This window comes from Pseudonocardia sp., from assembly GCF_050246655.1.
Taxonomy (GTDB): Bacteria; Actinomycetota; Actinomycetes; order Mycobacteriales; family Pseudonocardiaceae; genus Pseudonocardia.
This window is the reverse complement of sequence record NZ_JBFWVQ010000008.1, coordinates 61,962-73,902: the sequence shown is the minus strand read 5'-3', so window position 1 is coordinate 73,902 and position 11,941 is coordinate 61,962. Positions and strand designations below refer to the sequence as shown.

Annotated in this window: 10 protein-coding genes and 1 pseudogene; 1 reads left to right on the top strand and 10 read right to left on the bottom strand. The window is 72.6% G+C overall.

The annotated features are described in order from the left end of the window. Window positions 1–128: 128 nt before the first annotated feature. The 3 genes from AB7J25_RS04925 to AB7J25_RS04915 form a co-directional block, all read right to left on the bottom strand. A complete protein-coding gene (locus AB7J25_RS04925; protein ID WP_428505468.1) occupies window positions 129–386 on the bottom strand; it encodes a hypothetical protein in 258 nt (85 codons plus the stop codon). A 134-nt stretch (window positions 387–520) separates the two neighbouring features. Then, window positions 521–1,414, bottom strand: a complete 894-nt coding sequence (locus tag AB7J25_RS04920) for a glycosyltransferase family 2 protein (RefSeq protein ID WP_428505466.1) — start codon at window positions 1,412–1,414, stop codon at window positions 521–523. Between the two features lie 134 nt (window positions 1,415–1,548). Next, window positions 1,549–2,295, bottom strand: coding sequence for a class I SAM-dependent methyltransferase (locus AB7J25_RS04915; RefSeq protein ID WP_428505464.1), 747 nt, complete (start codon window positions 2,293–2,295; stop codon window positions 1,549–1,551). A 161-nt stretch (window positions 2,296–2,456) separates the two neighbouring features. Here AB7J25_RS04915 and AB7J25_RS04910 point away from each other — a divergent pair. Continuing rightward, a pseudogene (locus tag AB7J25_RS04910) lies at window positions 2,457–4,084 on the top strand (ABC-F family ATP-binding cassette domain-containing protein). A gap of 108 nt (window positions 4,085–4,192) precedes the next feature. Here the strand turns inward: AB7J25_RS04910 and AB7J25_RS04905 are convergent. From AB7J25_RS04905 to AB7J25_RS04875, 7 genes are all read right to left on the bottom strand, one after another. Further along, window positions 4,193–5,023, bottom strand: a complete 831-nt coding sequence (locus tag AB7J25_RS04905) for a patatin-like phospholipase family protein (RefSeq protein ID WP_428505462.1) — start codon at window positions 5,021–5,023, stop codon at window positions 4,193–4,195. Continuing rightward, on the bottom strand, window positions 5,020–5,718 hold the full coding sequence (locus tag AB7J25_RS04900) for a DUF998 domain-containing protein (protein ID WP_428505461.1): 699 nt from the start codon (window positions 5,716–5,718) through the stop codon (window positions 5,020–5,022). The genes AB7J25_RS04905 and AB7J25_RS04900 overlap by 4 nt, the downstream gene beginning before the upstream one ends. 329 nt (window positions 5,719–6,047) lie before the next feature. Next, the gene (locus AB7J25_RS04895) at window positions 6,048–6,359 is read right to left on the bottom strand and encodes an adhesin (protein ID WP_428505459.1); all 312 of its coding nucleotides are present in this window, start codon (window positions 6,357–6,359) and stop codon (window positions 6,048–6,050) included. Between the two features lie 47 nt (window positions 6,360–6,406). Further along, window positions 6,407–9,229 carry an FAD-binding and (Fe-S)-binding domain-containing protein gene (locus AB7J25_RS04890; RefSeq protein WP_428505457.1) on the bottom strand — a complete coding sequence of 941 codons (2,823 nt, stop codon included), beginning with the start codon at window positions 9,227–9,229 and terminating at the stop codon, window positions 6,407–6,409. A 4-nt stretch (window positions 9,230–9,233) separates the two neighbouring features. After that, complete coding sequence (locus AB7J25_RS04885) at window positions 9,234–9,743, bottom strand: FmdB family zinc ribbon protein (protein ID WP_428505456.1); 510 nt, start codon at window positions 9,741–9,743, stop codon at window positions 9,234–9,236. A gap of 88 nt (window positions 9,744–9,831) precedes the next feature. After that, window positions 9,832–11,142, bottom strand: a complete 1,311-nt coding sequence (locus AB7J25_RS04880) for a hydroxyacid-oxoacid transhydrogenase (RefSeq protein ID WP_428505454.1) — start codon at window positions 11,140–11,142, stop codon at window positions 9,832–9,834. After that, window positions 11,139–11,909 (bottom strand): N-acyl homoserine lactonase family protein, encoded by a 771-nt coding sequence (locus tag AB7J25_RS04875; protein ID WP_428505452.1) that lies wholly within the window; start codon window positions 11,907–11,909, stop codon window positions 11,139–11,141. The genes AB7J25_RS04880 and AB7J25_RS04875 overlap by 4 nt, the downstream gene beginning before the upstream one ends. Between the last annotated feature and the right edge of the window lie 32 nt (window positions 11,910–11,941).

Sequence of the window (11,941 nt, the reverse complement as noted above, 5' to 3'; positions counted from 1 at the left end):
CCCCACGGCGAGCGCGAACTCAGGGGCTAGGAAAGGGTTAGCCCACTCCGGGCAGGTCGTCTGGAACCGACGCCAGGCGTCGATTTCCGGCGGGCCGAGCTCGCCGGGCCGGACGACGTCAACGTCCATCAACCCAACCCGCCCGCGGCCTGCCTGTGCGTTTCCCGCGACATGCCGAACCCCACCAGCGCGATCGCCACGCTTGCGACACCGACTGCGACGATGCCGCCGACGATCGACCAGTTCCTGGTCACCACCATGAACTCGGCGACCACCGTGTTCACCACGACCGCGACGGAGCCCCCGAGGACGGCCCGAAGCAGGAGGTCAAGACCGGTGAGCGAGAGGAAGACCGGTAGCGCAGGCGCCCCGACGAGATACACCACGGTGGCGATCGTCCGGACACCGCCCGGCGGCAGGAGCAGGACAGGGGCCAGGAGGAGGCCCTGCCCGAGAACCGTCGCGAGCAGGCATGAGCGCGGTGTGGGCCGGACGGGAACGCGGCCACCATGCAGGCCGATCACGCGAGGTGGTCGGCACGGGCCGGGTCGGCTGCCGGAAGCGCCGGTAGGCCTCGGCCCGGCAGGACGACATTGCGGGACCGGTGCTCACGGATGATCGTGTTCAGCACGCGACTGCCGTCGCGGAACGTCCTGAGGTTGGAGCGTCCGTGGCGCCGCGGCATCTCCATGCTCGGTACCTCGGCGATCCGCAGCCCCGCGCGCAGCGCCGAGATCACGAGAGCGGTCTCGACCTCGAACCCGGACGTGCGGAGGTTGAGGAACGGCAGGTAGCGACGGTGGAACGCGCAGTAGCCGTAGCACAGATCCGTGAGCTGGGCGTCGAAGAGCACGTTCACCATCTGCCGGAACGCCATGTTCCCCATCCGGCGCATGCGGGTGATGTCGCGCGACCCGCCGCCGCCGGTGAACCGCGATCCCTTGACGAAGTCGTAGCCGTTGTCCAGGAAGTGCAGAAAGTGCGTGATCTCCTGCGGGTTCATGCTGCCGTCAGCGTCGATCATCACGAGGATCTCACCGGTGGCCTCGGCGAAGCCCTTGCGCAGTGCGTCGCCCTTGCCCATTCCTTCCTGGGTCACGACCTTCACGTCGTTGCGGCTGGACCGGGCCGTAACGATCGTGGCGTCCGACGAGTGCCCGTCAACGATGACGATCTCGGTGACGACCGAGGGGACCTGCTCGAGCACCCAGGAGACGTTCGACGCCTCGTTCTTCGTCGGGATGATCAGTGACACCGACGGGATCACGTGTCCCGGCGCCACCGGGCCGATCACCGAGGCCGCGAGCGGGACGACGCCGCGGGGTGCGACCGCCGATCCGTTCTCACCACCCGATGCAGCGATCACGTGCGTCACCACGGGGCCGTTGCCGTTCGCCTCGTGCGTCATCGACATGGCAGCCTCCTGAATCGACCGGTCGATGCCGGCAGCGTCTGATGCGGGTCCTCCGCCCGGGCAGCCGCGGGGGGCGGGAATCGGCTCGGAGAAGCGCGACGGGCCACCGCCGTCGCCGGGATCGAGGGTCGAGCTCATGGGCGAGCCCGATCGGTGTGCGCGCCGGAGGACCAGTTCTCCACCATCGAGGGCGTCCCGTCGGCAACGTCGCGTACCGACGGCGAGCCCACGACGTACATGCGCAGCGAGCGCCAGCTGTCGAAATCCGGCGTGAGCTTGAACTCGAGTGCGGCGCGGATCGGGAGGATCCGCCCGGTCGCGAGCAGCGCAGCCTCTTCGACCGGGTTGTGGTAGACGATCCGCAGGTCACGCGGATTGCGGTCGAAGGAGGCGACCAGCCCGTCCACGACGTGCGCGAAGACATGCCCGCCGAACGAGTTGTAGATGAACACCACCGAGACGTCGTCGGGAACGTTGTAGTCGAGGACGTCGGCCTCGACCACCTGCACGTCCTCGCAGACCAACCTGGACCGGGCCGCGACAACGTTGGCCCTGGCGATCTCACAGAGCTCCGCAGACACCTCGACGCCGATCACCGCGCGGAACCGGTACCGCGACGCCGCGACCAGGAGAACCCGCCCCATCCCGCAGCCAAGGTCGAGGAAGACGTCCTTCGCGGTCACCTCGGCCGGCGGGAGGATCTTCTCGAGCGTCGACCACCGGCTCGGCGCGTAGGGATTGCGGTCGGAGCCCTCGGCACCGAGAGCAGCCAACTCGATCTCGTCGCTGGTTCGGATTCCCCACTTCCGATCGCGCACGCCCTCGATCCGGCGGAGGGCCCGTCGCGCCGCGAGCTCGAGTCGCGCCCACGTCGCCTTCATCGACACTCCGTCCCCGCGGCGGGCACGCGCGCCACCTTGACACCGCTGCCTGCACTCACACGGGCAGCCTCCCGGGTCCCGCTGTGCACGACATCGCAACTCTTGACGATTCCCGGGACCCGGCAGGCGACTTCGGCGCTCCCGGTAGCGTCACCCTCGTCATGAGCGCGACCCTCCAGGCCACCGATCTCGCCGCGGGCCACGGCTCCCGTGTCCTGTTCTCCGGCCTGGACCTGGTCGTCGCACCCGGCGACGTCGTCGGGCTCGTCGGGGCGAACGGAGCGGGCAAGTCGACGCTGCTGCGGATGCTCGGGGGCCTGGCCGAGCCGGCCGCGGGCCGGGTCTCGCTCAGCCCGCCGGACGCGACCGTCGGCTACCTCCCCCAGGAGCCGGAGCGCCGGGCGGGCGAGTCCGTCGCCGCGTACGTCGCGCGGCGCACCGGGGTGTCCGCCGCGCAGGCGGCGATGGACGCGGCAGCGGAGGAGCTGGCAGCCGGTGGCGGGGACCGCTACAGCGCAGCCCTGGACCGCTGGCTCGCCCTCGGCGGGGCCGACCTGGACGAGCGCGCCGCGGAGATCGCCGCCGACGTCGGGCTCGGAGTGGCGTTCGACGCGCCGACGGCGACGCTGTCCGGCGGGCAGGCAGCGCGCGCCGGGCTCGTCGCGCTCCTCGCGTCGCGCTACGACGTGCTGCTGCTCGACGAACCCACCAACGACCTCGACCTGGACGGCCTCGAACGCCTGGAACGGTTCGTCGCGGGTGTGCGGTCGGCCACGGTGATCGTGAGCCACGACCGCGAGTTCCTCGCCCGCACCGTGACGCGGATCGTGGAGCTCGACCTCGCCCAGCAGCAGGTCGGGATCTACGACGGCGGCTACGAGTCCTACCTGGAGGAGCGGACGCGGGCCCGCCGCCACGCCCGCGAGGCCTACGAGGCGTACGCCGACACGCTCACCGGTCTCAAGGAACGCGCGGTCGTGCAGCGGAACTGGATGGCCCAGGGCGTGCGCAACGCCCGGCGCAAGTCCACCGACAACGACAAGATCGGTCGGGCGAAGCGGGCCGAGACCAGCGAGAAGCAGGCGGCGAAGGCGCGGCAGACGGAGCGGGCCATCGAGCGGCTGGAGGTCGTCGAGGAGCCCCGCAAGGAGTGGCAGCTGCGCATGACGATCGCCGCGGCACCCCGCTCCGGAACGGTCGTCGCGTCGGCGTCGGGCGCGATGGTGCGGCGCGGCGCGTGGCAGCTCGGCCCGGTGGACGTGCGGGTGGACTGGGCGGACCGGATCGCCGTCACCGGGGCGAACGGCGCAGGCAAGTCGACGCTGCTGGGCCTGCTGCTGGGCCGGGTCACTCCGGATGCCGGTTCTGCTGGGCTCGGGTCGGGTGTGCGGGTCGGCGAGATCGACCAGGCCCGGGGGCTGTTCCTCGGCCCGACGCCGCTCGCACGGGCGTTCGGGGACGCGATGCCGTCATGGACCGAGTCGGAGGTGCGGACCCTGCTCGCGAAGTTCGGGCTCACCGCCGAACACGTCCCGCGGCCCGCCGCGTCGCTGTCCCCCGGCGAGCGCACCCGAGCCGCGTTGGCCCTGCTCAGGCCCGCGAGGTCAACCTGCTCGTCCTGGACGAGCCCACCAACCACCTGGACCTGCCCGCCATCGAGCAGCTCGAGCAGGCGCTCGACTCCTTCCCCGGCACCGTCCTGCTCGTCACCCACGACCGCCGGATGCTGGACGCGGTGCGCGTCACGCGGCGGTGGATCGTGGCGGACGGGCAGGTCCGCGAGCCGTAGCCCGGACGGCGACCGGCCGCACCTCGCAGCCTCGGGGGTCACCTCGCAACTGGCCGGACGGCTGTGAGGTGACGCGGCACGCTGCGAGGAATGCCGTGCACGGACCGGTCAGACCTCCCAGACCGCCCGCAACTCGGCAGCCACCGCCCGCGCCTGCCGCCGCCCGGCACGCGCCGCCCGGGGCCGCCTGCCCGGGTCCAGGGCGTTGCGCCCGATCGCGGCCCGCGACGCCCCGTCCGGGCTGACGAGCGCCACCCGCGAGTGCTCGCGCAGCTGCGCGACCTGCCGCTCCACCCCGGGGATGGGGCCGATGCCGCGCGGGATCGGCGCGAGCACCACCACGCGCGCGTACCCGGCGGCGAGGTCGGCGTTGGCGGGCGAGCGCAGCCCGCCGTCGACGTAGCGGCGGCCGTTCACGGTGATCGGGGGCCACACGCCCGGCACCGCGCAGCTCGCCGTCACCGCCTGCCGCAGCGCCACCCCGGACGAGCGCTCGAACACGGTGAGCTCGCCGGTGGCGGTGTCGACCGCGGTGACCTTCAGCTCCCGGTCCGGCCACGCGGTGACCAGCAGACGGTCCCCGATGAGGCGCAGCCGCTCCTCCTCCGGCACGGTCGGGACACGCAGCGCGATCGCCGCGATCCGCCGCCGCGCCGCCGCAGCATCGCCGAACAGGGCCGCACCGAACCGGAGCTTGCGCAGCAGCGGCAGCGACACCGGCACCTCGTCCGCCAGCGGCCGCAGCTGCGCGGCATACCGCTCTTCCACGTCCAGCCCGGACGCGACCTGGGCGCCCACGACGGAGCCGGCCGACGTCCCGACGACGAGGTCCGCTGCTCGCAGGTCGATCCCCCGCTCGACCAGCCCCGCGAGCATCCCCCACATCCACGAGACACCGGTGAACCCGCCCCCGCCGAGGACGAGCGCGCGATCGGTCACCGCGCCGTCTCCCGCGCACGCCCGGCCGACCAGGCCCACCAGCCCAGCGCGAAGACCACGGCAACCTCCGTGACCGCAAGGCCCCGCTCGACCAGCCCGAGCGGGACGAACCGCCACCACGGCACGCCCGTCAGCGGCCGCAGCGCGAACCCGAGCAGGATAGGGGCGAGCCAGGCGAGCGACAGCAGCGACAGTGCCCCCGTCCATCGCGCCGCGGCGGGCCAGCGACGTCGGTGACGCAGCGCGAGCAGCAGGCCGGCGAGCGGCAGGCTCAGGAACGCCACCAGGCTCGCGTAGCGGTGCAGGTAGCCACCTGCTGTGGGTCCCACCGACCAGTCGATCTTCTCGAAGACCACGACCAGGACCAGGGCTGCGCTCCACGTCGCGAGCAGCAGCGACGGCGCGCTCACCACCCGGAGCAGGCGCGTTCCGGCCAGGGCCACCAGCACGATCACGGACCCCGCGGCCAGCGTCAGCACACCGGCGTCGAACATCGGCTTGTAGTCGCCGAGCGCGTACTCGCTGATCGTGCGGCGCACCGGATCGACCTCGTCCGGGCCCACGATCACGTGCAGCGACCCGACGAGCAGCGCGGCGAGAGCCGCTGCGGCCATGCCGCCCACCGCGAACACGGCTGGGCGCACGCCCGATGCGACGGCCCCGGCGGCATCCGACGGGGCGTCGGGTGGGGGCACGGGCTCTCCCTGCAGCGCGTGGGCACGGGCACGCCGGTCGGGACAGGCCGGCGGTGGGACAACGGGTCGGGTGCGCGCGGTGTTCCCGGTGCGTCCCGGCGCGTGTCCCGGCGTGGCCCTGAGGAAACCCGCAACACCGCCTGATGGGATGCGCAACTCGCGGGTACGGGCCGGACCGGGCGGCCTTGGCACGACGGCCCGGCACAACGGCCTGGCACGACGGCCCGGCACAACGGCCTGGCACGACGGCCTCCCACGACGGCGCCGCCCGCCGGATCGGCGGGCGGCGCGGGTCGGTCCTACTCGGTCCTACTCGGTCGGGTGGGCGATCAGGCCTCCGCGGGCTTCGGCGCGAGGGCAAACCGGAGCTCCTGGCCGCCGTCCGCTGTGGGCGCGGCCTCGACGTCGAGCACCATGTCGTCGAGGAACGCCGCCGCGGCGGGTTCCAGGAACACCGCGGATCCGGGATCGCCGACGACGACGTCGTCGGCGACGGGCTCGGGAGCCAGCGCCAGCTGGAGCCCACCCTCGGCGGGCCCGGTTTCCGCGGTGGTGATGCGCAGCCCGCCCTGCCGGGGGATCTGCGCGTCGGTGGTCAGGGACTTGATGGCTTCGGCCGCGATATCGGTGACTGCCAACATGCGGCTCAACGCTAGGCGCTTCCGCGACGGCGCGCAGCCCAGGGACCTCACTGTGGCGAGCGCAACGCCCGGGCGGCGATGGTCGCGAGGTGTACCGGCTCGCGGGTCCCCGCCTGGCGGAGCTGGGTGCGGCAGCTGAACCCGTCGGCCACCACCTCGGTGTCCGGGCCGGCGGACCGCACCGCCGGGAGCAGTGCGTGCTCCGCGCAGGCGAGCGACACGTCGTAGTGCTCGAACCCGAAGTTCCCGGCGAGACCGCAGCAGCCCTCGACGAACTCCGGCTCGACCCCGAGCGCCGTCATGACCGCCCGGTCGGCCTCCGACCCGAGATCGGCGTGCTGGTGGCAGTGGATCTGCACGATCGCGCGCTGCCCCGGCCGGGAAGGCAGCTCGTCGAGGTGGCCTGCGAGTACCTCCGCGAACGTCCGCACGTGCGTGCGCAGCACCGGGACCAGCGGATCGTCGGGCAGCAGCTCCGCGGCGTCCGCCCGCAGCGCCGCGGTGCAGGACGGCTCCAGCCCGACGACCGTGACGCCCGCCGCGAGCCACGGCTCGACGGTTCGCAGGCTGCGCGAGAGCACCCGGCGGGCGGCGCCGACCTGGCCGCTGGACGTCCACGTCAGGCCGCAGCAGACCGTTCGCGGCGGCAGTTCGACGATGTAGCCGAGGGCCTCCAGGACGGCGACCGCGTCCTCGGCGATCGACGGGTCGTAGTGGTCGGTGAACGTGTCGGGCCACAGGAGGAGCCGCCCGCGCGCCCCACTGCGACGGCGGCGGCGGGACCGCCCCTCCCCCGTCCCCGTGAACGTCGTCGGCGCGAGCGTCGGGATGTCCCGGCGCGCGTCCACCCCGGCGAGGCGCTTCGCCACCCCCGCGAGCGGGGAGCGCGCGAGGGCGTTGAACACCGCCCGCAGCGGGCGGGCCCGGGTGAGCCGCAGCCACCGCGGCAGCGCCCCCATCGCGTAGTGCTGCCGCGGCCGCAACCGCCGCCGGTAGCGTTGGGCGAGGAACTCGGTCTTGTAGGCGGCCATGTCCACGCCGACGGGGCAGTCGCGCTTGCAGCCCTTGCAGGACAGGCACAGGTCCAGCGCCTCGGCCACCTCCGGCGAGCGCCAGCCTCCGGTGATCACCTCGCCCGAGGCCATCTCGAACAGCAGCCGCGCCCGGCCGCGCGTCGAATGCATCTCCGCACCCGTGGCGCGGTAGCTGGGGCACATCACCCCGCCGGACGCCGTGACGCACTTGGCGACGCCGAGGCAGCGGCGGGTGGCACGGGTGAACGAGCCGCGGTCCTCGGCGAAGGCGAGCACGGGGGTGTCCGGCAGCGTCGGGAGACCGACGAAGACGCGCAGGTCCTCGTCCAGTTTCGCGGGGCGGACGACCCGGTCGGGGTTCATCCGCCCGTCCGGGTCCCAGATCGCCTTGAACTCCTCGAACGCCGCGATGACCTCGGGCGGGTACATCCTCGGCAGCAGCTCGGCGCGCGCGGCCCCGTCGCCGTGCTCGCCCGAGAGCGATCCGCCGTGGGCGACGACGAGATCGGCGGCGTCCTCGAGGAAGGCCCGGTAGTTCGCGATCCCGGCCCGGGTGAGCAGGTCGAAGTCGATGCGCACGTGCAGGCAGCCGTCGCCGAAGTGGCCGTAGTAGGCGCCGCGGCGGCCGTGGCGGCGCAGCAGCGCGTCGAACTCGCGCAGGTAGTCGGCGAACCTGACGGGCGGGACGGCGGCGTCCTCCCAGCCGGGCCAGGCCTCGCCGCCGTCCGCCGAGCGGGTGAGGATGCCGGCGCCGTCCTCGCGGATGCGCCACAGCGCCCGCATCCGGGCCGGGTCGCTCACCACCAGCGACGACCCGACGTCCTGTGCCACCTTCCGCGCAGCCTCCTCGGCCTCGTCGCGCGTGGCCCCGCCGGTCTCGACGTAGAGCCAGCCACCGCCGTCGGGCAGCATCCGCGAGGAGGTCTCCCCCGGCCGGTGCGCCCGCAGCGCCGCGATGAGGCCCGCGTCCATGCCCTCGATCGTCAGCGGCGAGTGCTCCCGGACGGTGACGGCGTGCTCCGCCGCGAGGTACGCGTCCGGGAAGCCCAGGACGGCCAGCGCACGCGCGGGCGGCGACTCCACCAGCGTCATCGTCGCCTCGACGACCGTCGCGCACGTCCCCTCGGTGCCGACCATCGCGCGGGCGAGGTCGACGGTTCCGGGCAGCAGCTCGTCGAGGTTGTAGCCCGACACCCGCCGCGTGAGCCGCGGGAAACCGGCCCGGATCGCCCCGGCGCGCCGCTCCCCCAGCGCGCGCAGCTCCGCGCCGATCCGGCCGGCGTCGCCGGTCGACACCCGCTCGCCCCGGTAGGTGAGCAGGTCCAGCGCCTCGACGTTGTCGACCGTCTTTCCCCACGCCACGGAGTGCGACCCGCAGGCGTTGTTACCGATCATCCCGCCGAGCGTGCAGCGGTTGTGCGTGGACGGGTCCGGGCCGAACGTGAGCCCGTGCGGGCGGGCGGCGTCACGGAGCGCGTCGCACACCACCCCGGGCTGGACGCGGGCGGCACGGGCGTCCGGGTCGATCTCGACGATCCGGTTCATGTGGCGGGTGAAGTCCAGCGCGACCGCGGTGTTGACGGACTGGCCCGCGATCGACGTCCGCGCGCCCAACGGCAGGACCGGCGCCCCGTGCTCGCGGCACACCGCCAGCGCCGCCTCGACGTCCGCGGCGTCGCGGGGCGCCACCACCCCGAGCGGGACGCGACGATGGTTGGACGCGTCGGCGGACCACATCGCCCGGGTCGCGGTGTCGAAGGCCACCTCCCCGCCGACGGCTCGGCGCAGGTCGTCGGCCAGGTGCGCGGCATCGCGAGCGGGTTCGGTGGCGGTCACCGGATCATTCTCCGGCGGACGCCGGCTTCGGAGGCGACGCGGGCGGGGTCGGCGTCGGTGATGTCGGTGACGCCGGTGCGGGGCCAGCCCCGCCGCCGTCCGCAGCACCGCCGTGGCCCCCGTGGCCATGGCCGTGGCCGTGCCCCGAGCCTGCGCCGCCGCCGAGGATCGGGTCGCCCGCCCGCAGCGGCGCGTCGTGGTAGCGCCCTTCGTGGGCGATGATCGGCCGCTGGTCGCCCGCGATCTCGGGGTGGTGTGCCTCCAACCGCTGCCGCTTCTCCCACTGCCGCTGCAGCCCGGTGAGGTACTCGCGGTCGCCGTGGTAGGTGCCGCGCCACGTCTGCGGCATCCGCTCCTTCGACAGCCCCGCGTCCGCCTGCCCGCCGAGGCTGAACCCCGCGGGGATCTTGCGGGTCTCCCCGCCACAGGCGGGGCAGCCCGGGGCGGGCGCGTCGAGCGGCATCAACCGCTCGACACGCGTCCCGCACCCGCACTTGTAGACGTAGATCGGCATCGCAACTCCCGGGGTCCCCCGTCGAGAACGACGTTGTGCAGGCCGGACGGCCTTGTTGATCAGCACAACGTCGTTCTCGACGGGCACGTCACCAGTTCTCGACGGACTTGGTGAGGATGTCGGCGATGTCGTCCTCGGACGGCGTCTTCGGGCACGTGGCGAGCAGCCGCTGCTGCTTCATCGTGCCCGGGACGAGGTCGGGGACGTCCGACTCGGAGTAGCCCACGCCCCCGATGCCGTTCGGGATGCCGATGTCCTGCATGAGCCGCACCAGGACGGACGGCAGCTGCTCACGCGGGTCGTTGGTCTTCTCCGCATCCGGAGCCATCAGCGACGCCGCCTTGAGATGACGCTCCGGGGCGCTCTCGAACGAGAACCGGAACGCCTCCGGCGCGGTGAGCGACACCGACTGTCCGTGCGGGACCATCGGCTCGTCCTGCGGGTAGCCCGCCGGCCGGTAGTCCTTGACCATCCCCGCGATCGGGTAGGCGTTGGCGTGCGGGATGTGCACGCCGGAGTTGCCGAACCCCATGCCCGCGAACGTCGCGGCCATCATCATGTTCGCCCGCGCCGTGAGGGCCCCCTCGTCAGCGTCGGTACCGCGGTGCACGGCATCGCGGAAGGACTGCGCGAGCAGCGCCATCGCCTTCTCGCACCACAGGTCCGACACCGGGTTCGAGCCGCAGTACGTGACCCGCTGCTCGGCGGGCTTGCGGTCGAACGTCGTGTACCACCGCGCGGTGTAGGACTCCAGCGCGTGGCAGGCGATGTCCATCCCCGACGCCGCCGTGACCTCCGGCGGCAGCGAGAGCGTCAGCAGCGGGTCGATGACGGCGAGCGTCGGGCGCAGCCGCCAGTGGCTGATCCCGGTCTTGACCTTCATCGACAGGATGTCCAGCACGCACATCGCCGTCGACTCCGAGCCCGTCCCCGCCGTCGTGGGGACCGCGACCAGCGGTTTGAGCGCTCCCGGCGGCGCCTTCGCGGCGCCGATGGGCTTGTTGATGTAGTCCATCAGCTCGCCGGGATGGCTGGTGAGCAGGTTGATCGCCTTCGCCGTGTCGATCGCGGACCCGCCGCCGATCGCGACGAACCCGTCCCACTCCCCCTGCACGCGGGCGTACTCGACGGCCTTGTTCATCGAGTCGTCGGTGGGCTCGACGTGGACGCCGTCGAAGATCTCCGACTCGATGTCGTAGCGGCGCAGGTTGTCCGCGAGGCGCTGGGGCGCACCCAGGGCGTTGATCCCCGAGTCGGTGACGATCAGGACGCGGCGCACGCCGAACTGGCTCAGCTCGAAACCGACCTCGTCGAGCGCACCCGCACCGAACTTCAGCGGCGGCGCCCCCCAGGTGAAGATCGTCTCCTCGGTGAGCTGCACGTCGGACGGGTAGGTCATGTGTAGGAGCCCCCCGGAGCGACGCGCAGCTTGTGGATCTGCTCGGCGTCGTGGCCGAACACCATCGCGGCGTTGGTGCGCTCCTGGATGCCGCGCAGCTTCTCCACGGAGCGGTAGAAGTCCTCGAGGTTGTTCACGATCGCCGCGGGCGTCGCGGGCGGGCCGAAGCTCTCCCCCATGTACACGGCGTCACTGGTGAAGATCATCGTTCCGCTGTCGGGCAGATCGACCTGCATCGACATCGTGCCGACCGTGTGCCCCGGGGTCTCGATCAGCGTGATGCCGGGGAGGAACTCGGTGTCCCCGGAGACCGTCTGCAGCTCCAGGCCCTCGTAGTCGGTCTTCAGGTGCGCGCCGTTGAACAACCCCTCGAATCCGGTCGCGAAGTCCTTCTCCCGCTGGTGGCAGACGAGCTTGGCGTTCGTGTTCTTGAACATCTGGGCGTTGCCGGCATGGTCGAAGTGCAGGTGCGACAGGATCACGTAGTCGATCTCGTCGAGCCCGACGCCCAGCTGGTTGAGCCGCGAGTCGAGGTACTCGTCCTCGCCGACCTTGTCGTACGGGAAGAACTCCTGCAGGCCCGTCGGCCCCCAGCGCTCCTCCCAGTCCCGCGGACAGCTCGTGTCCCAGAGGACCTTTCCCTCGTCGGTCTCGACCAGCACGCAGTGCGTGGGCACGTCCACCCACGGGGTCGTGGCCTGCTTGTTCGAGCGGTCCATGATCGAGCGGCCCGGCTTGAGAAGCAGCCAGGTCAGATCGGCGGTCATCGCCCCGCAGGGAATGACGGTCACCTTGTTCG